The 20,832-nt window shown below is 62.5% G+C and carries 21 protein-coding genes, 1 tRNA gene and 2 pseudogenes; 10 read left to right on the forward strand and 14 right to left on the reverse strand.

The features are described 5' to 3' along the window. Nucleotides 1-5 precede the first annotated feature (5 nt). Nucleotides 6-920, forward strand: a complete 915-nt coding sequence (locus IVB05_RS01085) for a DMT family transporter (protein ID WP_247782624.1) — start codon at nucleotides 6-8, stop codon at nucleotides 918-920. A 91-nt stretch (nucleotides 921-1,011) separates the two neighbouring features. On the opposite strand, the gene IVB05_RS01090 is transcribed toward IVB05_RS01085, so the two are convergent. The 3 genes from IVB05_RS01090 to rplU form a co-directional block, all read right to left on the reverse strand. Continuing rightward, the gene (locus tag IVB05_RS01090) at nucleotides 1,012-1,614 is read right to left on the reverse strand and encodes a GNAT family N-acetyltransferase (protein WP_247782625.1); all 603 of its coding nucleotides are present in this window, start codon (nucleotides 1,612-1,614) and stop codon (nucleotides 1,012-1,014) included. Between the two features lie 124 nt (nucleotides 1,615-1,738). Beyond that, nucleotides 1,739-2,008 (reverse strand): 50S ribosomal protein L27, encoded by a 270-nt coding sequence (gene rpmA, locus IVB05_RS01095; protein ID WP_065744718.1) that lies wholly within the window; start codon nucleotides 2,006-2,008, stop codon nucleotides 1,739-1,741. A gap of 90 nt (nucleotides 2,009-2,098) precedes the next feature. Then, entirely contained in the window at nucleotides 2,099-2,590 is a 492-nt protein-coding gene (gene rplU / locus IVB05_RS01100; protein WP_247782626.1) for a 50S ribosomal protein L21, read from the reverse strand. 417 nt (nucleotides 2,591-3,007) lie between these two features. Here rplU and IVB05_RS01105 point away from each other — a divergent pair, with 417 nt between their 5' ends. Then, complete coding sequence (locus IVB05_RS01105) at nucleotides 3,008-4,108, forward strand: ROK family protein (protein WP_247787422.1); 1,101 nt, start codon at nucleotides 3,008-3,010, stop codon at nucleotides 4,106-4,108. A gap of 191 nt (nucleotides 4,109-4,299) precedes the next feature. Here the strand turns inward: IVB05_RS01105 and IVB05_RS01110 are convergent, their stop codons facing one another. Then, nucleotides 4,300-5,163 (reverse strand): alpha/beta hydrolase, encoded by an 864-nt coding sequence (locus IVB05_RS01110; RefSeq protein ID WP_247782627.1) that lies wholly within the window; start codon nucleotides 5,161-5,163, stop codon nucleotides 4,300-4,302. A 126-nt stretch (nucleotides 5,164-5,289) separates the two neighbouring features. Here IVB05_RS01110 and IVB05_RS01115 point away from each other — a divergent pair. Continuing rightward, nucleotides 5,290-5,379: transfer RNA gene (locus tag IVB05_RS01115), tRNA-Ser, on the forward strand. 61 nt (nucleotides 5,380-5,440) lie between these two features. Then, entirely contained in the window at nucleotides 5,441-5,827 is a 387-nt protein-coding gene (locus IVB05_RS01120; protein ID WP_247782628.1) for a hypothetical protein, read from the forward strand. Nucleotides 5,828-5,926: 99 nt separating this feature from the next. Here the strand turns inward: IVB05_RS01120 and IVB05_RS01125 are convergent, their stop codons facing one another. From IVB05_RS01125 to IVB05_RS01145, 5 genes are all read right to left on the reverse strand, one after another. Beyond that, a complete protein-coding gene (locus IVB05_RS01125; RefSeq protein ID WP_247782629.1) occupies nucleotides 5,927-6,649 on the reverse strand; it encodes an ABC transporter ATP-binding protein in 723 nt (240 codons plus the stop codon). Further along, nucleotides 6,646-7,884 (reverse strand): ABC transporter permease, encoded by a 1,239-nt coding sequence (locus IVB05_RS01130; RefSeq protein WP_247782630.1) that lies wholly within the window; start codon nucleotides 7,882-7,884, stop codon nucleotides 6,646-6,648. The genes IVB05_RS01125 and IVB05_RS01130 overlap by 4 nt, the downstream gene beginning before the upstream one ends. Before the next feature lie 5 nt (nucleotides 7,885-7,889). Beyond that, a complete protein-coding gene (locus IVB05_RS01135) occupies nucleotides 7,890-9,095 on the reverse strand; it encodes an efflux RND transporter periplasmic adaptor subunit (RefSeq protein ID WP_247782631.1) in 1,206 nt (401 codons plus the stop codon). A 16-nt stretch (nucleotides 9,096-9,111) separates the two neighbouring features. Next, nucleotides 9,112-9,822 carry a tetratricopeptide repeat protein gene (locus tag IVB05_RS01140; protein ID WP_247782632.1) on the reverse strand — a complete coding sequence of 237 codons (711 nt, stop codon included), beginning with the start codon at nucleotides 9,820-9,822 and terminating at the stop codon, nucleotides 9,112-9,114. Between the two features lie 757 nt (nucleotides 9,823-10,579). Continuing rightward, nucleotides 10,580-10,885, reverse strand: a complete 306-nt coding sequence (locus tag IVB05_RS01145; protein WP_247782633.1) for a hypothetical protein — start codon at nucleotides 10,883-10,885, stop codon at nucleotides 10,580-10,582. Nucleotides 10,886-11,095: 210 nt separating this feature from the next. On the opposite strand from IVB05_RS01145, the gene IVB05_RS01150 reads away from it, so the two are divergent. Both IVB05_RS01150 and IVB05_RS01155 read left to right on the forward strand, forming a co-directional pair. Further along, nucleotides 11,096-12,100: a glycoside hydrolase family 3 N-terminal domain-containing protein gene (locus IVB05_RS01150; protein WP_247782634.1), complete on the forward strand. Its 1,005-nt coding sequence runs from the start codon at nucleotides 11,096-11,098 to the stop codon at nucleotides 12,098-12,100. Nucleotides 12,101-12,201: 101 nt separating this feature from the next. Then, a complete protein-coding gene (locus tag IVB05_RS01155) occupies nucleotides 12,202-12,408 on the forward strand; it encodes a hypothetical protein (RefSeq protein WP_214488408.1) in 207 nt (68 codons plus the stop codon). A gap of 39 nt (nucleotides 12,409-12,447) precedes the next feature. Here the strand turns inward: IVB05_RS01155 and IVB05_RS01160 are convergent, their stop codons facing one another. After that, the gene (locus IVB05_RS01160) at nucleotides 12,448-12,852 is read right to left on the reverse strand and encodes a hypothetical protein (RefSeq protein ID WP_247787423.1); all 405 of its coding nucleotides are present in this window, start codon (nucleotides 12,850-12,852) and stop codon (nucleotides 12,448-12,450) included. 698 nt (nucleotides 12,853-13,550) lie between these two features. Here IVB05_RS01160 and IVB05_RS01165 point away from each other — a divergent pair. Beyond that, nucleotides 13,551-14,171: a helix-turn-helix transcriptional regulator gene (locus tag IVB05_RS01165; protein ID WP_247782635.1), complete on the forward strand. Its 621-nt coding sequence runs from the start codon at nucleotides 13,551-13,553 to the stop codon at nucleotides 14,169-14,171. 198 nt (nucleotides 14,172-14,369) lie between these two features. Here IVB05_RS01165 and IVB05_RS01170 read toward each other — a convergent pair whose 3' ends face one another. The 4 genes from IVB05_RS01170 to IVB05_RS01185 form a co-directional block, all read right to left on the reverse strand. Continuing rightward, on the reverse strand, nucleotides 14,370-14,615 hold the full coding sequence (locus IVB05_RS01170) for a hypothetical protein (protein ID WP_247782636.1): 246 nt from the start codon (nucleotides 14,613-14,615) through the stop codon (nucleotides 14,370-14,372). A gap of 232 nt (nucleotides 14,616-14,847) precedes the next feature. Next, a complete protein-coding gene (locus IVB05_RS01175) occupies nucleotides 14,848-15,240 on the reverse strand; it encodes a response regulator (RefSeq protein ID WP_247518762.1) in 393 nt (130 codons plus the stop codon). A gap of 285 nt (nucleotides 15,241-15,525) precedes the next feature. Next, a complete protein-coding gene (locus IVB05_RS01180; RefSeq protein ID WP_247782637.1) occupies nucleotides 15,526-16,251 on the reverse strand; it encodes a Crp/Fnr family transcriptional regulator in 726 nt (241 codons plus the stop codon). A 40-nt stretch (nucleotides 16,252-16,291) separates the two neighbouring features. Further along, entirely contained in the window at nucleotides 16,292-16,630 is a 339-nt protein-coding gene (locus tag IVB05_RS01185; RefSeq protein ID WP_247782638.1) for a hypothetical protein, read from the reverse strand. Between the two features lie 555 nt (nucleotides 16,631-17,185). Between IVB05_RS01185 and IVB05_RS01190 the strand changes: the two are divergent. From IVB05_RS01190 to IVB05_RS01200, 3 genes and pseudogenes are all read left to right on the forward strand, one after another. After that, a pseudogene (locus tag IVB05_RS01190) lies at nucleotides 17,186-17,651 on the forward strand (response regulator). A 166-nt stretch (nucleotides 17,652-17,817) separates the two neighbouring features. Then, a pseudogene (locus IVB05_RS01195) lies at nucleotides 17,818-18,233 on the forward strand (response regulator). A 270-nt stretch (nucleotides 18,234-18,503) separates the two neighbouring features. After that, nucleotides 18,504-20,762, forward strand: coding sequence for a DUF1522 domain-containing protein (locus IVB05_RS01200; protein ID WP_247782639.1), 2,259 nt, complete (start codon nucleotides 18,504-18,506; stop codon nucleotides 20,760-20,762). The last annotated feature ends 70 nt before the right edge of the window (nucleotides 20,763-20,832 follow it).

Here is a 20,832-nt window from a genome sequence, read left to right on the forward strand (position 1 = left end):
TCCCAATGAGCCTCTTCGCCAAAATCTCCACCTACGACGAGCGTTCCGCGCGGCTGGCCGGCATCGGGCTGATGCTGCTGTCGATCTTCATGTTCTCGTTCGGCGATGCGCTCGGGAAATTCATGGTCGCGACCTATTCGGTCGGGCAGTTGCTGTGGTTGCGCGCCTGCGCAGCGTTGCTGGTGCTGTTGCCGGTGATCTGGAGGCAGCGCGCCGAATTTTCTCGCATCGAACGGCCGTGGCTGCAGCTCTTGCGCGTGACGCTGTCGACGCTCGAAGTCGCCGCCTTCTTCCTCGCCACCGTCTATCTGCCGCTCGCCGACGTCATCACCTATTATCTGGCCTCGCCGATTTTCGTTACCGCGCTGTCCGGCATCGTGCTCGGCGAGCGCGTCGGCTGGCGGCGCTGGACCGCGATCCTGATCGGGTTCTGCGGCGTGCTGATTGCACTGCGCCCGTCCACGCAAACCGTGAGCTGGCCTGCGATGATCGCACTCGGCGGCAGCCTGTCGTTTGCGTTTCTGATGCTGATCACCCGCTCGCTGCGGGCGACGCCGGATATCGTGCTGACGACGTCGCAATTCGGCGGCACGTTTCTGCTCGGCGCGCTGATGTCACCGATCGGCTGGGTGGCGCCCACAATCGGCAGTCTGGGCCTGTTCGCCGCGGCGGGCATTATTTCCGTCGTTGCGCTGCTATGCATCAACCGCTCGCTGAAACTGGCGCCGGCCAGCGTCGTGGTGCCGTATCAATATTCGATGATCGTATGGGCGGTGATCTTCGGCTTTGTGGTGTGGGGCGACGTGCCGTCGCTCTCGACCATCATCGGTGCGGCCATCATCATCGGCGCCGGTTTCTATATCTTCCTGCGCGAACAGAAGCTCGGGCGCGAGGAAACGGTGGTCAATCCGCCGGCGTAGGACGCGTCTGTCATTGCGAGGAGCGTAGCGACGAAGCAATCCATCTTGCCGCGGAGGCATGGATTGCTTCGCTTCGCTCGCAATGACGAGCTTACCGCGCTCTCCGCGTCGAACTCCCCCAGTTCTTCAGCGACGACCACACACCGCGCGTCAGGCGGAAGCGGTCGACGGGGGTCGAGGATCCCAGCGCCTCGAAGCGGTGCAGCTCGACGCCGCTCCACTGGAAGCCGCATTTCTCCAGGATGTTGCGCGAGGCCGGATTGGCGACGCGGGCGCCCGAAATCAGGTGTTCGGCATCGAACTCCTCGAAGAAGAAATCGATCACCGCACGCGCGGCTTCGGTGCCGAAGCCCTGGCCCCAATGCGCGACGCCGAGCCAGTAGCCGAGCTCCGGCGCGTCCCGTTCGCTGCGGTCGATGCCGACCATGCCGACGGGCGAATAGTTCTGTTCGATCAGGAACACGGTCTCGGTGTTATCGGTGGATGTCGCGCGCACGAATTCGACCGCGTGGTCCTGCAGATAGGGGTGCGGCAGGCGGCGGGTGTTTTCCGCAATGCGGCGATCGTTGGCGAGATGCGCAATCGCTTTTACGTCCGCGAGCGTCGGCCGGCGCAACGTCAGCCGTTCGGTCTCGAGGACGCAGCTACTTGCTTCACGCAAGACCGGCGTTGGGATCGGGATGTCCTGCAACATGTCGGGCTCCTGATTGCGAAAATGCGCAAAATAAAAAGGGGAGGCCGGTTTCCCGCCTCCCCTTGGAGCCCTTTTCGACTCCGCCGGTTCAACAGGACCCGGCGGACTCAATTTTGTCCACCGTCTATTCGGCCGCTTCAGCCATCGGAACTACCGAGACGAACGTGCGACCGTTGGCTTTTGCACGGAATTCGACATGACCTTCGACCTTGGCGAAGAGAGTATGGTCGGTGCCCATGCCGACATTAAGGCCGGGATGCCAGGTGGTGCCGCGCTGACGCGCGATAATGTTGCCGGGAATCACGTGCTCGCCGCCATAGGCCTTGATGCCCAGGCGCTTGCCCGCTGAATCGCGTCCGTTTCGCGATGAACCGCCTGCTTTTTTGTGAGCCATGGCCCGTCTCCGACTTCGCTAATATCTAGATCAATTCCTTGACGGAATCATTTCACGTTTTGTCACGCTTCAACTTTTCGTTGAAGCGCATCACTTGTCGCTCTTGCCCTTCGCGGCGGCCTTCTTGGCCGGGGCCTTCTTTGCGGCGGGTTTTGCCGCAGCCTTTTTGGCGGGCGCCTTCTTGGCGGCCTTCGGTGCCTCGTCGTCGCCCTCAGCGGCGGGCGCTACGACCTTTTCCCTCTTCGGCCGCGGGCCGATCGAAGGTTTGGCGTTATCAGTCAGGATCTCGGTGATGCGAAGCACCGTGATCTCGTCGCGATAGCCGCGCTTGCGGCGCGAATTCTTGCGGCGACGCTTCTTGAACGCGATCACCTTCGGGCCGCGCTTGTGGTCCAGCACTTCGGCCGCAACGGTAGCGCCTGCCACCGTCGGCGTGCCCAGCACCGGCGTGTCACCGCCGACCACCAGAACTTCACCAAGCTGCACGATCGTACCGACATCGCCGGCGATCTTGCCTATCTCGAGCACATCATCCGGAACGACGCGGTATTGCCGGCCGCCGGTTTTGATGACTGCGAACATCGTTTTTTTCCTTCGTGTTCGATCCCGGCCTCGGACATATTCCCAACAGGGCTGCCCGGGTCGGCTTTTTGGTCAGTCGTTATGGGTACGATTTTCGCGCGGCCAAGGGCGAGCCCCATAGAACAAGGGCGAGCGCCTTGAGAATTCGCGCAAAAACAAGCGGCGCGAGAAATCCCGCGCCGGATGCGGGGACTTATAGCCGCAGAATGCCGTGAGTCAAGGCAAAGCGACCCAAAAACCGGCCAAAAATGAAGGATTTGGCCCAAAAAGAGCTGACGGCGAGTAGCGACTAGTGACGAGGGAAGGTCATTTGCCGCCCCTCCATTCGCAATTCGCCATTCGCCGCTCGCCCCCTCCATGAAACCAATGAGTTCCCCGCTCGTTGTCGCCAGCGAAATCCGGCAGGGGCTTGGGCACATGGCAGAGGACACCATAACGACCACGGGCATCGCCCGCCACGGCGCCACCCGCCTGCCATCGGTCGAGGTCGACAGTTTCAACATTGAACTCAAGGATGACGAAGGCTTTCTCGGCGACCGCGCCAGCAAGGGGGCCTTCCGCAAGATCCTGGACGGCTTGCGCAAGCCGCTGAAGAAAAACGGCGACGATCCCTTAGGGAAAAAGCCTGCCGGCGAGATCGCCAAGACCGAGCTCGACGAGGCGCTGATTGGCGACGATATCGGCGCCGCGGCCCTGGTGCACGGTGCGATCGAGGAATTCGCCCAGGAGCTGGCCTATGTGACCGGGCGGTTTCTCAAGACCAAGGCGTGGGCCGATACCGAGCGCATCGTGGTCGGCGGCGGTTTCCGGCAGAGCCGTGTCGGCGAGCTCGCCATCGCCCGCACCAACATCATCCTCAAGGCGGAAGATTTCGACGTCGATCTGGTGCCGATCCGCTTTCATCCCGATGACGCCGGCCTGATCGGCACGCTGCATTTGGCGCCGTCGTGGATTTTCGAGGGCCATGACAGCATCCTTGGCGTCGATATCGGCGGCACCAACATCCGCTGCGGCGTCGTGGAGACGCGCTGGAAGAAGGCGCCCGACCTTTCCAAGGCCGACGTCTGGAAGTCCCAGTTGTGGCGGCATGCCGACGACGAGCCGACGCGCGAAGGCGCGGTGAAGCGGCTGGTCACGATGCTGAAGGATTTGATCACGGCGGCCGAAACCGAAGGCCTGAAGCTCGCGCCCTTTATCGGTATCGCCTGTCCCGGCGTGATCGACGCGGACGGCTCGATCGAAAAGGGTGCGCAGAACCTGCCGGGCAACTGGGAGAGCAGCAAGTTCAACCTGCCCGCAAGCCTGGTGGAAGCGATTCCGCAGATCGGCGATCACGATACCGCCGTGCTGATGCACAATGACGCCGTGGTGCAGGGCCTGTCCGAAGTTCCCTTCATGCAGGACGTCGAACGCTGGGGCGTATTGACCATCGGCACCGGGCTTGGCAATGCGCGCTTCACCAATCGGCGCAAGGACAGCGGCAAGGACGACAAGAAGACGAAAAAGGGCAAGGATTAACGCTATCCCGCGGGCGGTAAGGTTGACTGGTTAGGTTAAGACCGGGTTCGCGTTGCCGTTTCGCTCCGCCTTGCTACCGTCATTTCGTCGCTCCGCCTGGCCGGCGAAGCCGCACTTCCCGGCCAGAATTTCAAAGCAGCGGCACGGGACCGTCAGTGTTTTGTCGCGTCTGACGGTCCCACCCATTTTCCTCAACTCCAGCCGATGCGCGCAAAGAACGCCGCGATGTCAGATGCTGCGCGATCGGGATCCTCGCGATGGGGAAAGTGACCGACATCCCTAAACATCGCGAGATCGAGATTTGTGAAGGTCTCGCCGAGCCGGTCGGTCCATTCATAGGGAAACAGCGGATCATGCTCGGCCCAGCGAACGCAGGTCGGCACGTCGATCGGCGGTAGCGCCGGCGCTTCACCCTTCATCATCCTGATCCGGCCGGCATGGGCTGCGCGGTAATGCGCGAAGCCACCGGCGAGGTTTCCGTCCTTGAGGAAATTATCGGTGAAGGCCTCGAGTTGATCGTCAAAGACGTGCTTGCGATGCGACCAGGCTTTCAGGAAATGCCCGATATAGAGCCGGCAGCTTTCGCGGCTCGCGCCGACGAGGGCAGGCGCCATCTCCATCTGGTGAAAGGATTGATACCAGATGTTGTTGAGGCGCTCCGGCTCCGCCATCCGGGGCCCGACTCCCGGATAGACGAAATCGAAGAAAAACAGTCCGGCGATGCGCCCCGGCGCCCGCCGCGCCAGCGGCTGCATCAATGCACCGCCGACATCGTGACCGACGATGCCGGCTTGGGCCAGGCCAAGTGCATCCATCAACGCCAGCATGTCGGCGGCCTGCTGGTCGGGTCCGAACAGCCCTTCCGGCTTGTCGCTGTCGCCGAAGCCGCGCAGGTCGGGAGCATATAGCGTGAAGCGATCGGCAAGCCGCGTCATCACCGGCTCCCACGTCAGCCAGAATTCGGGCCAGCCATGCAGTAACAGCAGCGGGCGCCCGGCCCCCATGCGGGCCACGTGAAGCGCCGCGCCATTGGCCTGAACCGTCAAATGCTCCATTTTTGGCTCCTTTTTTTGCTTCCCGGCGCCGGCACGGATTTCTTGGCCCCGCGCCTTGTCTGGCCCGCCATCCTCGCCTAGAACACGCCCCGACCGCGGGTCGAGGAATCACCCGAAATGGCGCCTGGAGAGGTGGCAGAGTGGTCGAATGCACCGCACTCGAAATGCGGCATAGGTGCAAGCCTATCGGGGGTTCGAATCCCTCCCTCTCCGCCAGCCGTTGCTGCATTCCACGCAAAATTGTCCAAGCTGCCAGCAAACAACGCAAGAAGCGGCAATGAAGATCGGACCGCAGGCGGACAAATGGCTCAGAAAGAAAGCCAAGCAAGGAATGCGCGGCTATCCCGTCGGCACGATCGCCTTCTATGGTCCTGACAACCGGCGCGCTTCGAAAGTTGCCGTGTCTGTCATTCCAGAGGAGGGAACCGAGCCCAAACTGCACCGGTGGTTTTCGGAAATCGGCGACGTGCGGACGGACAAGATTATTCTTGTCGAGATCGCCGCGTATCTGCGCCAGCATTCGGCGCGGTCGGTAGCGATGGTTGATGAGATCATCGGCTGTCCTCACGAAGAAGGGATTGATTATCCGATGGGCGAGTCTTGTCCCCGATGCCCGTATTGGAAGGGGCGAGACCGGTGGACCGGGGAATTGGAGCAGGGTTGATGGTCGCAGGCACTACTTCCGCCTGAAGGTGCAACGATTCAATAACGGGCCCTGCATCCGGAGAGGAGCTGAAAATCCTCCCTCTGCGCCAGCCCCCGATCAACTCACCGCCGCACAAACCAGCTCGCCGCCACCACCCCGTTCGGTGATCTCCGCGATCTTGCCGTCGACGATGTGGATGCGGCGGTCGGCGCGGGCGGCGAGCGCTGGATCGTGGGTCACCACGACCACGGTCTGGCCCTGGTCCGCGATGTTGCGGAGGATCGAGAACACTTGTTCCGTCGATGCGGTATCGAGTGCGCCGGTCGGCTCGTCGGCGACAATGATCTCGGGGCGGTTGGCCAGCGCGCGGGCGATGGCGACGCGCTGGCGCTGGCCGCCGGAGAGCGCGTTGGGGCGCTTGTTGGCGTGCTCGGCAAGTCCAAGCGAGTCGAGGAGAGCAAGGCCGCGCTCGCGCATCTGGGCTTCAGCCATCGTGCCCGCGGCACGCATCGGCAGCAGCACATTGTCGAGCGAGGTGAACTCCGGCAGCAGGAAATGAAACTGGAACACGAAGCCGCATTTGGTCAGGCGGACATCGGCCCTGTCCGATTCCGATAATTTCGAGGTCGGCTGACCGCAGATGATGACCTCGCCTTCGCTGGGCGCATCGAGCAGGCCCAGGAGATAGAGCAGCGACGATTTGCCCGATCCCGACGGCCCGGTAATGGCGACGAATTCGCCCTTGTTCACCGCAAGATCGATCCCGTTGACGAGGGTGTGCGAAACAGCGCCCTCGATGCGGCGAACCAGCTCCACCGCCTGCAAAGCGACCTCGGTCATGATGCTCCCCGGATGATGTCAACTGGATGTACGCTGGTTGCCTTGCGCGCCGGGAAATAGGCCGCCCCTGCGCAGCAGACAAGGGATATGCCGCCGGCGATCAAATAATGCGTCAGCGAGTAATAGATCTGCAGCGGAACGGTCGAGCCCGTCAGCGGATTGAAGATCGTGATCTTCGACCAACCGTAGCAGAGCAGGTAACCGAGGATCCACCCGAACAGGATGCCGACCACGCCGATGATGGCGGCTTCGATGATGAAAATCCGCCGCACCGCATACTCGCGCATGCCCAGCGATTTCATGATCGCGATGTCCTGGCGCTTCTCGTGCGTGATCGTCGAGATGATGTTGTAGGTGGCAAAGGACGATGTCAGCAACATCGCGCCCATCACGGTGAGCACGATGAAATCGCGCACGGTAAAGGATGACAGCAGGTCAGCATTGGCTTCCTGCCAGGACACTGATTTGTAGCCGGTCTGCGCTTCGACCTGGGCGGCGACCTTTTGCGCCGACATCGGATCGTTCAGCCGCAGCCGGAGCTGGTTGACCACCCCGCTTTGCCCCATCATGACCTGCGCCGGCCCCATCAGCGAATAGATCTGGCTCTCATCGACGCGCTTCAGGCCGGAGCGATAGAGCCCCGCCACCGTCGAATTCAGCTGGACGCCCTGGCCGCCGATCAGGAGAACGGTGTTGCCGGTCTTCACGCCGAGTTTTTCAGCCAGCGCCTCGCCCATGATGATGCCGTTCGGCGCGCGTGAAAGGTCGTCGAGCTTTCCCTCACGCATTTGCGAGGCGAGTTTGGAGACATGAACCTCACGGCGGGTGTCGATGCCGGTCAGGGTGATGCCGATGCGCGCGCCGCCGTGATTGATGATCGCGGTGGTCTTCGCCGACGGAGCCACGTCTCCAGGTATCCAGGAGCGCAGTGAATTCATCGCCGATTCCGGATATTTGATTCCGGGACGTTTGCCGACATTGGCGATGTCGGCCATCTGGACCGCCGCATATTCCTGCTCTGCGGGTTGCGTCGGCACGGAGCGCCGCTCATCCTCGACCGTGATATGCGGCATGGTGTCGACGAGCTGCCGCAGGAAGTCGAGCTGCGACCCCTGCATCAGGCCCGCCATCATGATGGTGAAGCCTACCCCCATGGACACGCCGGCCATGCCCACAAGGGTCTGCCGCACCCGGGTGCTGACGTGGGTCCATGCGATGTTGAATATGAGCTTCACGGCGGCTACCGGCTGTTGCTGATCATGTTGCGACGGGCGTCATTGACGACGGAATCGATGTGGGCGGTCATGGCTGCCGAAATCACCGCATCATCGGGATCCGAAGGCGCTGTGGTGACCGAGGCTACCACGGTAGCTTCGGGCGGTGCGGCTGGCTGATCGGCCGGTTCACTCACGGCCGCTGGCTCCGCGGCTCTGGTCAGGCTGTTGTCGATGCGAATCCTGGCGCCGTCAGCGAGATCCCTGCGGGCGGGCGAAAGCACGGTGGTGCCCTTGGATACGTCGCCGATGATCTCGGTGTTGCGGCTGCCGCGGATGCCGACGGTCACGGGCACGCGTTTGATCCGGCCGTCATCGACCATCTGGACCGAATCGCCTGCGACGGCCTCCGCCGGCACGACGATGGCCGCCGGCTTCTCGCGAAAGATGATATTGGTCTCGACTGACATGCCGATCCGCAGCGGCGTATCCTGTGGCAGCCGCAGATAGACGCGGAAGGTCTTTCGGGTCGGGTCGCCCTTCGGCGTGATCTGGGAGACCGTGGCCCGCAGGGCCCTTCCGGGGAAAGCCTCGCTTCGCAGAAGGGCCTTCTGGCCTGCGGCGATGCGGTTGATTTCCTCCTCATTGATTTCGGCGACGACCTGCATCGGAGCAGGCGGTCCCACCCAGAACAGGACATCGGTGGGACCGGCGATCTCGCCGACCTCGCTGTCGCGCCGCAGTACCATGCCGTCGAGCGGAGCTCTCAAGATCAGCGAGTCGAGCCGCACCTTCTGCGCGGCGATCCGCGATTTTGCTTCCTCGAGCTTGGTCCAGCGCTGCTCGTACTCGGTGCGCGCGGCGTCGTTCTTGTCGCGATCCTTCTCGGCGCGCGTCAGATCGCGTTCGAGCTGGCCGCGATTGATTTCCATCTGCTCCAGCGCGCTGCGCTCCTCGGCGTCGTCCTGGCGGCCGAGGATCTGGCCGGACTTGACTACCTGTCCCTCGCATCGGCAAAGCTCGACCAGCCGGCGGCGCTGCAGCGGCACCACCTTGGCCCAGCGCTCGGGCTCGACGGTGCCTGTTCCGTAAACGGCTTCGGAAACCGCCGCGAGGCTCGCAAAGCTGGTGGTCACCAACGGCGGATGAAGCAAATGGGAGTAGGCGTAATAGCCGGCCCCTGCCGTGGCGATGGCCAGAATTCCGGTTGCGACGAGATGCTGCAATTTCATGGTGCGTCCCCTTAAATCAGAAGCCAAATCGCTTGCGCAGGCCCGGTGGAACCTGGTCGAGCAGTTCACGAGCATCATCTCGCTTTGCATTCTTCACGGAAGCTGCCGACGTGGCCTTGGGAGATGCCGGCAATACCGTGACGTTGGATGGCGCCGACTGCGAGACCGCCGGTTGCGAGACCGTAGACGATGATTGGGCTGCGGGCGCCGGCTGCACGACCGCGGGGGCAGGTGGGGGCGCGGCCGCCGCGGGTTGGTCCTGCTCTAAAGCTCTTTCGATATTCGGAGCCTTGCCCGCGCCGGCAGTCCGAACCGCGCGCCAGGCTCTCGCGGCCACCACGGCGCGGCCGATCTCATCGCTCGTCATCTTCTTCATGAGCAGCGACATCAATTGCCGCGCACCGTTGCGGTCCTCGTCGAGTTTGCTCGCCGAAGCGACGATGTAGGCCCAGCTATAGGCCTTCACATTGTCCTTCGCTACGCCGCGCCCGCTCGCGTAGAGGCCGGCAACGATCAAACTGGCATGGGCGTGCCCTTGATCGGCAGCGCGCGAGAACCAGCGAAATGCCTCCTGGTCGCTACGCGGGCGACCGGCGCCTGCTGAATAGAGCGCCCCAAGATAGAACTGGGCATCATCATCGCCCGCTTGCGCCGCCTGCTCGTAGCGAGTGGCCATTGCCCGATCGGACGCGGCGTCGGAAAGAGCAGGGCGGAGGTCGATCAGCACAGCGAGGCAGCAAGCGACGACTACAACTGCTCGCTTCACGGCCTGCGAAATCGCGTAGCGAAATGCCGGCCGCGATGATCGGTTTGAGATCGGGTTGATCGATCGGAAATTTGGGATGCGTCGCATTGCTTGTACACGCTTTCAGCTTGGGTTTTTCAGCCGGAGTCGACGATCGCCTGCTTGTTACGAGCGGCTGACGGGCTACGTCTCTCCACAGCACCTCTCGCGAATTGAAGCCTAGCCCACCTGCGCGCCGACAAATGTGCGACCCATCACACATCCAGCTTGCCGCCACCGGAACTCGGGCTTTCCTTGCCGGTTCCGTTCGGCGACGCGCATTGAGCTCGAAGCCAAGGGAAGTGCGTTCGAAATGCGTTCAAGGAGGTGGCGCTTGCGGAGCAAACATTGAGGCTCAAGCTCCCATCGAGCCCGGGGCTTCGAGCGCCCGCCGATCCTGATCAGGTCTCGTCAGGATCGGACAGCTGCCACTGAACCGGCATAGCGCAGCGCCAGCAGATCACTCCAGCCGTCGCGAATGCATTGGCGCAGGGGGGAGCCAGGATGGCCGGCTTCAGGATGCGGTAACTTCAGGACGCAGTATTGGTACACGCGCGCCGATCGGGTGGGTCCGGCAGGCCGATGAGCTTGCAACGAGATTGGTTGCCGTGCCCAGGCTGACGATCACGGTGGTCATCACGGAATCGAGAAACTCGCCCGAGCCCCGCGGCCCGGACGAGTTTCATTTCTTCATCTCGAATCAATAGCGGTAGCAGACGTTGACCGGGCCGTAGGGGCTCCATTTCCAGCAGCTGTTGTAAACGTGGAAATGATGGCGATGGCCGTGGTGATGATGACCATGACCATGATGATGCCCATGGCCGTGGTGCCCGTGATGGCCGTGGCCGTGGCCTCCACCGTGACCGTGCCCGCCGTGCCCGCCGTGGCCGCCATGCCCGCCGTGACCGTGACCGCCAGCGAAGGCCTGGCTCGGGATGGCCAAGGAAGCGGTGGTCAACGCCAGAGCAGCGATCGTAGCGGTAATGATCTTCTTGATCTTCGTCATGGACGTCTCCTGTTGGGCAGAGCGAGGATCGCCCTGCGATGATCCACCCCTAGAGACGTTGGCTGCGACGCGATGTGATCAAGGTCACTCAATTGGCCGGATCACCCAAGTGGTATGATTCGGGGAGTCAGGTATCTTCCTCATGCGCAGCGCGATTATTTGCTGAACCTGGCCTAGCCGGGCTCAAAGCGTTATTCCCAAGGCGATCCCATGCCCATCGGCGAACTCTTCATCCTCGGCTTCCTCGGCAAGACCGTCCCGGCGTGGCTGAAGGAATTCGCCGCCCGCTACGGCCTCGGCGGCGTGATCCTGTTCGACTATTCCTGCCGGACGCAACAATACAACAACAACATCGAAGCGCCCGAACAGATGCAGCGCCTCTGCGAGGAGATTGCCGCGCTTCCATCGGGGCCGATGGTGTTCATCGATCAGGAGGGCGGCCTGGTGCGGCGGCTGAAGGAAAGCCGCGGCTTTGCGCCGTTGCCCAGCGCAAAGGAGTTCAATCATCTCGCGCCGGATCGCAAGCGCGCGATCCTCACCGCGAGCTTTGCCGAGATGCGGCGGCTCGGCATCCACTATGATTTCGCGCCGGTGATCGACGTCGATTACAACCCTGGAAATCCGAACATTGGAAAGATCAAGCGTTCCTACTCCGCCGACATTGCGGAAGTGAAGGCCAATGCGCTGCTGGCAGGCGAGGTGGCGCGGGCGCAGCGCATCGGCCTGTGCCTGAAGCATTTCCCCGGCATCGGCGGCGCGATGGTGGATTCGCATCAGGAATTCATGGATATCTCCGATGCACTCCGGGATGAACAGGAAGAGCTGTTTTATTCGCTCGCGCCAAGGATGTTCGGCGATGCGGTGCTGGTCAGCCATGCCATCGTGAGGCAATGGGACCGGGATCGCCCGATGACGCTGTCCGCGGCGGGGCTTGGCCGGTTGCGCAAGCGCCTTCCGGACACGCTGCTGATCACCGACGACATGCAGATGCAGGGATTGCAGAAGGCGCTCGGCACCAGGGAGGCCAGCCTGCAATCGCTGAAAGCCGGCATGGACATGCTCTGCATCGGCAACAACCTGTTCGATCAGGAACAGGAAATGGCCGCCATCGCCGAATACGTCGAACAGAGCCTGCGCGACAAGACCTTGTCCGGTTCGGCAATCGAGCAATCGATCGCGCGGGTGGTCAAGCGAAAGGCGCTCTTGATGGCCTGACGGGTGGAACCCGAGATCATCTCGGGTCAAATCCGCCGAACGATCTGTTGCCTTGCGAGGCCGTTGAGTCTACAAGCCTTTTTTCAACGGAAAGACCGGCGATGGCCCATAATTTCGCGATCAATGACGACGTTCACCACCAGCAGCAGGGCCCGCAGGGCCGGGCTACGGCGAAGGAACGCAGCATCTACACCATCGTGACCTGCCTGCCGATCGAGGCCGACGGCCGCCCGCGCTATCGTATCAAGAGCAAGACCGAGAATATCGAGCGCGTCGTGACCGAGGAACAGATCTCCAGGCTCGGCTGATCCCTCAGGGGCATCCCATCGGAACTGTTGAGCGGCGCCCTACTGCGCCTTCTCGTGTGCCGCGATGCCGATCGCCTTGTAATCATAGGTCGGATAGAACTCGGTGCGGTAGCTGCCCCAGGCGGTGTTCTCGAGGATGCGGTTGACTTCGCGCAACCGCGACGCCGGCAGCCGCAGGGTCACCACCTGGCCTACTCCCATCATCACGTACCAGCTCACGACCTCGACGCCTTCAGGCGGGAAAGCCTTGTAATATCCCTGGCGCTGGAGCTGCGCGTTGAGCTCGCTCAGCGGCCGCGACTGGTCGTGCTTTAAGAACACGGTCAGCATCACGGCGTTGTCGGCCGTCGGCGCCGCGTTCTCCGCCGGTGGCGTCGCGGTTTGTGCCGCCGCACCCGAACTGAACGCCAAGACGCTGGCCAAGGCGCCGGCCAGCACGGCCATTCTCATCCATGATCCCTTTGCTTGCGACATCGCCGTCTCCTTTTTTGGGTTCGTTGCGGGATGATTTTGGGCCTCGATCATTGCGAGGCTGCCGCAGCCTGTAAATCGGAATCGGCGAAAATGCCGGCATCGCTGCCCTTCCCGTTTCGCGGCCGGTTGTGAAGCAAATCATACGCACGTGACGGAGCTTGCGCTAATCCGCGGCGAAGCGACGCCGCCCCAGTCAGCAAGGATCGAACCGATGAAAGCGCGGCGGATGGCCTATTGGTGGTTCAGGTTCGTCGTCTCGGGACGATTTCTCGAAAAGTTCCTCAAGCTGCGTCGCCCCTGATCCATCGCCGCGACGACGGCCGGATCCTGGTCTCTCCCGCTCAACGGAACGATCTCTCAGCCGAACGTATTCATCAGCGTCGGAGCAGGACTCCGGCTCCGGGTGCCGAAGGGCTCGGAAAGCCAGCAGAGAACTGGTTGTGATCCATTAATAAAATAAATGGAGTCACCGTAAAAATGCGGAGTAGCGGGCTACGGAATTTACCTTTGGATCATGCATTTCGATCAAAAATGGCCGATATATACCCGATTTCGAGGTGTTTTCAGCCAACTTTGGTCCATCAGCAGGGCGCGCTGGCGAATTTCTCCGTAGTCTTACTGGTTCGGAAATTAACCATGAAGGAGGTTGGGATCGATAAAATAGTTATATGTCAGGACAAGACCATCGCGCGGCTGATTCGCACTTCACGAAGTGGATGGAAAACAACACACCTCACGACGAGAATCCTGAGATCGTCCAACTGTCCGCCGCGCGCTCGCGTGCCGCGGAAGAGGCGAGCGCTGCGATTGCCCGGCAGTTGAACGGGCCCCTGACGGCGTTGCTGCTCTACATGAATGAGATCAAGCAGCACAGCCACCAGTTTTCGCAAGCGCCCGGCAACCGGCTCTACCTGCAACAGGTGGTGGAGAACGCGCTTCAGCAAACCGAGCGCGTCTGCGCGCTGGTGAAGCAGATGTCGGACAATCATCCGGCGCCGCCCTCCGATGCCGTTGGCAAGCAGGCGAGCGAGGCCCAGGCCCGCCGCCCCGCGGATGGCGCCCGCAGGCCGGGCCTGATGTTCGCCGCGGAGACCGGCCAGAAGCCGCTGACCAAGCGCGAGCGCGAGGTGCTGAGCCTGATCAGCGAAGGCTGTTCCAACAAGCAGGGCGCCTTGCGGATGAGTATCAGCCCAAGGACATTCGAGAGCCATCGCGCCGAGGCCATGCGCAAGCTTGGCGCCCGCAACACCGCGGATCTGGTTCGCAAGGCGCTGCTGCAGCCCGCCTGATTTTCCCGAAGATGGTGCCTGCGATGCGCCGCTGAGGGCGCGGCTTCAAGCTATCGATGTGCGGGAAGCTGGCAGGCCGGGCAGGCTTGCCAGAGCGTTTTCGAGCGAAGCATGCCCTCGGACTTGATCCGGGGGTGGAAACCGGTTCGCGTCAAGAAAACGTGTCAGATCAAAAATCTGGATCGTGCGTTCTGCCGTTCAGCGGAGGTCTTCCATGAAGGAGCGAGCGCGCGGTGCGGGCCGCAACGAGAGCGTCGGCTTGGGCTCTTCCGGGATGATCGTGATGGTCCACGCCGCCGGAACGCTCGACTTGTTTTCCACGATCGATCGAACGTGGCCGGTGACCGCCGATCCGGCCGAGCGCACGGTTGCGGTCCTGCCATTGAACTGGGCGATACGAAAACGCCGCACTTCCTTCTGATCGCTCGTTTCAAACGTGAACATGGGGGGACTCCGTTGGACCCCGCAACTATCGTCAGTCAATGTTATCCGGAGGTGAAAATCTCAAACCGTAGTAGTACGGCTAACCCGCATGACGGCGCGGAGCGAACCGGTCCGGCTCTAGAAAAGACATCTTGTGAGGAGCGCCGCGCGCAGGTCGTTGTATCGGCAGTGGCGGATCTGAAGTATGTGCGGCGGCGTGGCCCCGGAGACAGCGATGCTCTCCCGGCGGATGTCAGCCGGCTGCGTCGGGAAACACCGCTTCCATCTTGGTCTTCAGCGTTGCGGCGTTGAACGGCTTGACGATGTAATTGTTGACGCCGGCCTTCTTCGCGGCGATGACGTTTTCGGTCTTGGATTCAGCCGTGATCATGATGAAAGGCGTCTTGGAAAATTCCGGGCTGGCGCGGACTTCCTTGAGCAGGTCGTAGCCGGTCATCGGCTCCATGTTCCAGTCGGAGATCACGAGGCCGTAGCGCTTGGTCTGCAGCTTGGCGAGCGCGGCCGATCCGTCGCTGGCCTCGTCGACATTCTCGAATCCGAGCTGCTTGAGAAGGTTGCGGATGATGCGGATCATGGTGCTGTAGTCATCGACCACCAGGATCGGCATCGACAAGTCAAAAGCCATGGTCCTTAACTCCGCGCAAACAGCAGGCCGCCGAACACAGGTGAATCCGCGTTGCGCGCGAAAGAGTCTCGATTGCCTTGTCTCGAACCCGCACCCGTCAGCACCGTGACAACTATCAGGGCTCATTGAACAGCGCGTTAACTCGGCGCCGGCCGAAACAGCGCAAAGGTCGGGACTGGCCGTAGTAGTACGGTAAGATGTTAGGGGATTGTGCAATCCTCGCGCGCAACGGCGGCGCGATGCGTATCATAGATCGGCCGCGCCGCCGCCGATCGCGACGAGCGATCATGCGGCCGCGCAGTGGATGCGCGGATGCAGCAGTCTCGTGTACTGCGACTTGACCGTCGCATAGCACTCGCAGGAGGTCTTGATCAGGCCGTCCACGTTGGTGATTTCGATATGTCCGCGGCTGTAGTGGATGAAGTTGGCGTGCTGCAGCGTGTTGGCCACCAGCGAAACGCTGTTGCGGCGCGCGCCGATCATCTGGGCCATTGCTTCCTGGGTCAGGACGAGCTTGTCGCTGCCGGAGAGATCGCGCGTATGCAACAGGCATCGCGCCAGCCGGGACTCCACCGTGTGCGAGGCGTTGCAGCCGGCAGTCTGCTGGATTTGCGCATAGACGGCGAGGCCATGCCGCGTCAGCGCGGTCCGCAACGTGGCGCTCTGGTCAGCGGCAATACGAAGCTGGTCGAGATCGATCGTCGAGGCGGCACCGGGCACCAGCACCTCGGCGGTATTCAGCGCAACGGGGTCGCCGAGTGCGGAAAACGCGCCGAAGATGCTGTCGCGGCCGATCATCGCGATCTGGACATGCTCGCCGCGTGCGAGCTTGACGACCAGCGAGATAACGCCCTTGTGCGGGAGGTACGCACGCTTGAGCGTTTCGTCGACTTCGACCAGCACCATGTCCTGGCTGAGATCGGCGGCACGCAGATGCGGACGAAGCAATTCGAAGTCGTCCGCGGTCAGCGAGGACAAGAATCCATTCTGAGAACGAGGGGCTGAATCCAAAGCAGTCTCCTGCCTTACGGGCCAAGCCGGTCTCTGGCGTCTAACGCGCAATCCGAAATACAGGGGGATCCTTGCACATTTTCCCGGCAAGCAGAACTGGCAAAATAGACGCACGCCGTCGGCGCCGCGTCGAGGCCTTCCCAAGACGCGCGCCAAGACGCGAGCGCCGTTGGGCAGGTGCCTGTGCGGGCGGCAGCCATTCGTCGCGTTCAGCGGCCGGTCGCGTCGCGTCCGGATCGCCCGGTCGCACTCGCACGAGGTCTTCCGCAGGGCCGTCGACGTCGATGATTTTGATTTGCCCGTGGCCGTCGATGGCGAGGCGGGCCCGTTGAAATGCATGCGCCGCGATCGAGATCGCGGTGCGCTGCACGTCGATCATCCGTGCGAGGAATTCCGGGATCGGCGGCCGTGCTCTGCACGTCGCACAAATCCCGCGCGCGCAACAGGCGCGATCCGTCGGGTGAGACGCATTGTTCGGAGCAGATCGCCGGGCCTGCATCAACGGGGCTGCTCATGCTCCCCATATGTTTTTGTAATGGGCTGCACCGCTCGGCGGCGCGCTTGGCCAGTTCGATGGTTCTGCGATGCGGGCAGAGCAATGTCAGCGCCGCCGGCGGCAAAGACCTGGAACACTCGATTGGGAGGACGCGATACGCCCGGATCCAAGGCGGCAGATCGAACGCTCGCGTCAATGAGGGCAAGGCGCGTCGCGGGCCGGCCAGGCATTAAAATTCCCGGTCCGATGGCGCCAGGTTGTGGAACCGGCCTTATACACTGTGGAGGGCAGACAGGCCGCCAATTTGCGGCAGAAATGCGGTATTGCACTGATTCGCAAGGCAAAACTGCCTGCGCGATCGTGTGGAAGGTCGCGTTCCCTTTGGCAGGGATGGCCGACAAGGCGCATTGAGCGTCCGACGCCATGAGGGAGGTGGTCATGCGTCGTATCCTGGTGGTCGATGACGACCTGCACACCCGCCTTGCCATAGGCATATGGCTCAAGCAGTGCGGGTTCAGGGTCGCGATCACGGATGGCGGCGAGAGCGGCCTCGCCGCGAACGATGGCACGTTCGATTTGATGATCGTCGATGTCTTCAAGCCGAACATGCGAGGTTTCGAGTCGATCAGGGCATTTTCACAGCCACGCACCGACCGTCCCGCTGATTGCGATCTCCGGTTACGCTTTTCCCGCCCCCGAAACGGACGATCCCGCCTGCTTCAGGATGGCGCTCAGCCTCGGCGCGACACGGTGCCTGCGCAAGCCGTTCCGGCCGGCAACGCTGCTGGGCGTAATCGACGAGTGTCTGTCGGAAGCCGAACAGCGTCGCAAACATGCCGCAGCGCTCGCCGCCATTGGGAGCGCGCCGCCGAACATTTCGAGAGAGAGGGCAAATACGGGCTGAACTGCCATGGAGAGGCCATGCGGCGTTCGCCGCTTTCGTCGGCCCTGAGGAGGCGACGGAAGCCACCGGCACCGCCCACCAAACCAGAAAAACCAGACAGCCCCGTTATGATTGCGACTGCGGAATGATCGGACTGAAAGTACTTTATCTGCTTCCGGGGGCTGACATGACACGCGTTCTTATCGTCGATGACGATCCCATGGTCTGCGCGGCCATCGAGATCTATCTTGAGCGTCACGGCTTTGACGTGACGATAGCCGATGGCGGCGAAGCCGGGCTTCGTGCGCTGGAAGATTCCAGCTTCGACCTGATGCTCGTCGACATCTTCATGCCGCACATGCGCGGCTCGAATCGATCAGGATATTCCACGAACGCGCGCCGGCGATTCCGCTGGTTGCGATGTCGGGATACGCCTTTGCCAACCTCGACTCGCCGGCGCCGGACTTTTTGCGCATGGCGCTCGAACTCGGCGCCGCGCGCTGCTTGCGCAAGCCGTTCACGCCGGGAGCGCTGCTGGCGATCGTTAACGAATGTCTTGCCGAAGCCCGGTCCCGTTTCAGCGGCGTCGTCCAGTCGAACTAGCGGCTCGCGGATATTCTTCCGCCGGCGATCGATTGCTCGATGCGCCGTCACAGCCTTCCGCGATCGGCGTCGTTGGTGCGCAGGGGCCGGAGCCTGCATCGGTAAGACTCTGTTTACCATAAATGACATCGGTGAAGGTTTTTTTGGCGTTTCGTATTTGTACGGATCGGCGCGTTAACCTGTGAGTAGCGCTTCAGAACCAGTGTGGCACGGTCGCCCAATGAAGTTGTGGCGTTGCGTCAATCGTGTTCATCCAGAAGGATATGAGTTATGTCAGGTATTGTTCTCTCGTCGTCGGTTCGCCAGAACCTTCTCTCGCTGCAGTCGACCGCCGATCTGCTCGCGACCACGCAGAACCGCCTTGCCACCGGCAAGAAGGTCAACACCGCTCTCGATAACCCCACCAACTTCTTCACCGCGCAGTCGCTCGATTCGCGCGCCGGTGACATCAACAACCTGCTGGACGGTATCGGCAACGGCGTGCAGGTGCTGCAGGCCGCCAACACTGGCATCACCTCGCTGCAGAAGCTGGTCGATACCGCGAAGTCGATCGCCAACCAGGCGCTGCAGAGCGCGGTCGGCTACTCCACCAAGTCGAATGTGTCAGCGACCATCACCGGCGCCACCGCAGCCGACCTGCGCGGCACCACGAGCTACACCAGCGCGACCGCGTCCTCCAACGTGCTGTTCTCCGGCGCGGCCGGCGGCACTTCCGCAGCCGTTGTGGGTACGACGCTCGGCGGCACTTCCGCTTCGCTGGTTGGCACCGGCGCCGCCAACGGTGCCGGCGCCGCCAACAGCCTTGCCCTGACCCTGACCCTGGCCGGTGCGCCCAGCGCCACGACGATTGCGGCTAACGGCGCCCCTTCCGACGGCGAGACCCTGACCGTCAACGGCAAGACCATCACCTTCAAGTCAGGCTCGGTCCCGGCGGCAGTGGATGTTCCCGCCGGATCCGGCCGCAGCGGCAATATCGTCACCGACGGCAACGGCAACTCCACCGTCTACATCGGCACCACGGGCACCCCGACGGCGACGGTGCAGGATCTGGCGAACGCCATCGACCTCGCCAGCGGTGTCAAGAAGACCGTCAACAGCGCAGGTGCTGCGACGCTCTCCAGCTCGTCGGGCGCCGACGCGGCCATCGCGGCCGGCGTTCTCACGCTCACGACCGGTACCGGTGCGGATCTCAGCATCACCGGCAGGGCCGACCTCCTGAATGCTCTCGGTCTGACCGCGTCGGTCGGCGCCGGCGACGCCACGGTCACCCGGCAGCGCACGATCACGACCGCGTCGCTTGGCACCCTGGTTCAGGATGGCTCCACCCTGAACGTCAACGGCAAGACCATCACGTTCAAGAACGCCGCTCCTCCGCTGCCTGCGAACGTTCCGACCGGTTCTGGCGTCAGCGGTAACCTCGTCACCGACGGCAACGGCAATTCGACCGTCTACCTGCAGGGCGGTACGATCGCCGATACGCTGAAGGCGATCGATCTTGCGACCGGCGTCCAGACCGCAACGAACGCAAGCGGTTCGGCAGCGGTAGCCGTCGCCGCCGGCCAGGTCGCATCGTCCATCGTGGCGGGCGCGCTGCAGATCTCGACCGGCACGACTGCCGACCTGTCGATCATCGGCACCGGCAATGCGCTCTCGGCGCTGGGCCTCACCGGCAACACCGGCACAGGGACCTCGTTCACCGCGGGCCGCTCCGCCGCCGCCGGCAGCCTGTCGGGCAAGACCTTGACCTTCACCTCCTTCAACGGTGGTTCGGCAGTCAACGTCACCTTCGGCGACGGCGCCAACGGTACGGTCAAGACCCTCGACCAGCTCAACGCATCTTTGCTGGCCAACAACCTGAACGCGACGCTGGACTCGGCCGGCAAGCTGACGATCTCCACCACCAACGACTATGCTTCGTCGACCCTCGGTTCGGCGGTGGCAGGCGGTGCGATCGGCGGTACGCTCACCACCTCGATCACCTTCACGACCGCATCGGCTCCGGTTGTCGACGCGTCGGCGCAGGCGGTCCGCAGCAACCTGGTGAGCCAGTTCAACGGCATCCTGTCGCAGATCACGACCACTGCGCAGGACGCGTCGTTTAACGGCGTCAACCTGCTGGGCGGCGATCAGCTCAAGCTGACGTTCAACGAAACCGGCAAGTCGACCTTGAACATCACCGGCGTGTCGTTCAATGCGGCGGGTCTCGGTCTGGCGAACCTGGCGAGCGGTACCGACTTCATCGACAACTCCGCCACCAACAAGGTTATTGGCAACCTGAGCAGCGCTTCGACGCTGCTGCGCACGCAGGCTTCCGCCTTGGGTTCGAACCTGTCGATCGTACAGATCCGTCAGGACTTCTCGAAGAACCTGATCAACGTGCTGCAGACCGGTTCGTCGAACCTGACGCTGGCCGACACCAACGAGGAAGCGGCGAACAGCCAGGCGCTGTCGACCCGCCAGTCGATCGCGGTGTCCGCGCTGGCGCTGGCCAACCAGAGCCAGCAGAGCGTGTTGCAGCTCCTGCGCTAAGCGGGACGGCGACGTCAACGATCAAGGCGGCGGGGGAAACCCCGCCGCCACCATCGATCCAAGATCCCTA

The sequence above is a fragment of the Bradyrhizobium sp. 170 genome (assembly GCF_023101085.1).
Classification (GTDB): Bacteria; Pseudomonadota; Alphaproteobacteria; order Rhizobiales; family Xanthobacteraceae; genus Bradyrhizobium.

Bases quoted from the DNA above. Each gene is read 5' to 3' on its own strand.
- IVB05_RS01085 (WP_247782624.1), top strand. From the start codon at position 6: ATGAGCCTCTTCGCCAAAATCTCCACCTACGACGAGCGTTCCGCGCGG.
- IVB05_RS01090 (WP_247782625.1), bottom strand. From the start codon at position 1,614: ATGTTGCAGGACATCCCGATCCCAACGCCGGTCTTGCGTGAAGCAAGT.
- rpmA (WP_065744718.1), bottom strand. From the start codon at position 2,008: ATGGCTCACAAAAAAGCAGGCGGTTCATCGCGAAACGGACGCGATTCA.
- rplU (WP_247782626.1), bottom strand. From the start codon at position 2,590: ATGTTCGCAGTCATCAAAACCGGCGGCCGGCAATACCGCGTCGTTCCG.
- IVB05_RS01105 (WP_247787422.1), top strand. From the start codon at position 3,008: ATGGCAGAGGACACCATAACGACCACGGGCATCGCCCGCCACGGCGCC.
- IVB05_RS01110 (WP_247782627.1), bottom strand. From the start codon at position 5,163: ATGGAGCATTTGACGGTTCAGGCCAATGGCGCGGCGCTTCACGTGGCC.
- IVB05_RS01120 (WP_247782628.1), top strand. From the start codon at position 5,441: ATGAAGATCGGACCGCAGGCGGACAAATGGCTCAGAAAGAAAGCCAAG.
- IVB05_RS01125 (WP_247782629.1), bottom strand. From the start codon at position 6,649: ATGACCGAGGTCGCTTTGCAGGCGGTGGAGCTGGTTCGCCGCATCGAG.
- IVB05_RS01135 (WP_247782631.1), bottom strand. From the start codon at position 9,095: ATGAAATTGCAGCATCTCGTCGCAACCGGAATTCTGGCCATCGCCACG.
- IVB05_RS01145 (WP_247782633.1), bottom strand. From the start codon at position 10,885: ATGACGAAGATCAAGAAGATCATTACCGCTACGATCGCTGCTCTGGCG.
- IVB05_RS01150 (WP_247782634.1), top strand. From the start codon at position 11,096: ATGCCCATCGGCGAACTCTTCATCCTCGGCTTCCTCGGCAAGACCGTC.
- IVB05_RS01155 (WP_214488408.1), top strand. From the start codon at position 12,202: ATGGCCCATAATTTCGCGATCAATGACGACGTTCACCACCAGCAGCAG.
- IVB05_RS01160 (WP_247787423.1), bottom strand. From the start codon at position 12,852: ATGGCCGTGCTGGCCGGCGCCTTGGCCAGCGTCTTGGCGTTCAGTTCG.
- IVB05_RS01165 (WP_247782635.1), top strand. From the start codon at position 13,551: ATGTCAGGACAAGACCATCGCGCGGCTGATTCGCACTTCACGAAGTGG.
- IVB05_RS01170 (WP_247782636.1), bottom strand. From the start codon at position 14,615: ATGTTCACGTTTGAAACGAGCGATCAGAAGGAAGTGCGGCGTTTTCGT.
- IVB05_RS01175 (WP_247518762.1), bottom strand. From the start codon at position 15,240: ATGGCTTTTGACTTGTCGATGCCGATCCTGGTGGTCGATGACTACAGC.
- IVB05_RS01185 (WP_247782638.1), bottom strand. From the start codon at position 16,630: ATGATCGACGTGCAGCGCACCGCGATCTCGATCGCGGCGCATGCATTT.
- IVB05_RS01200 (WP_247782639.1), top strand. From the start codon at position 18,504: ATGTCAGGTATTGTTCTCTCGTCGTCGGTTCGCCAGAACCTTCTCTCG.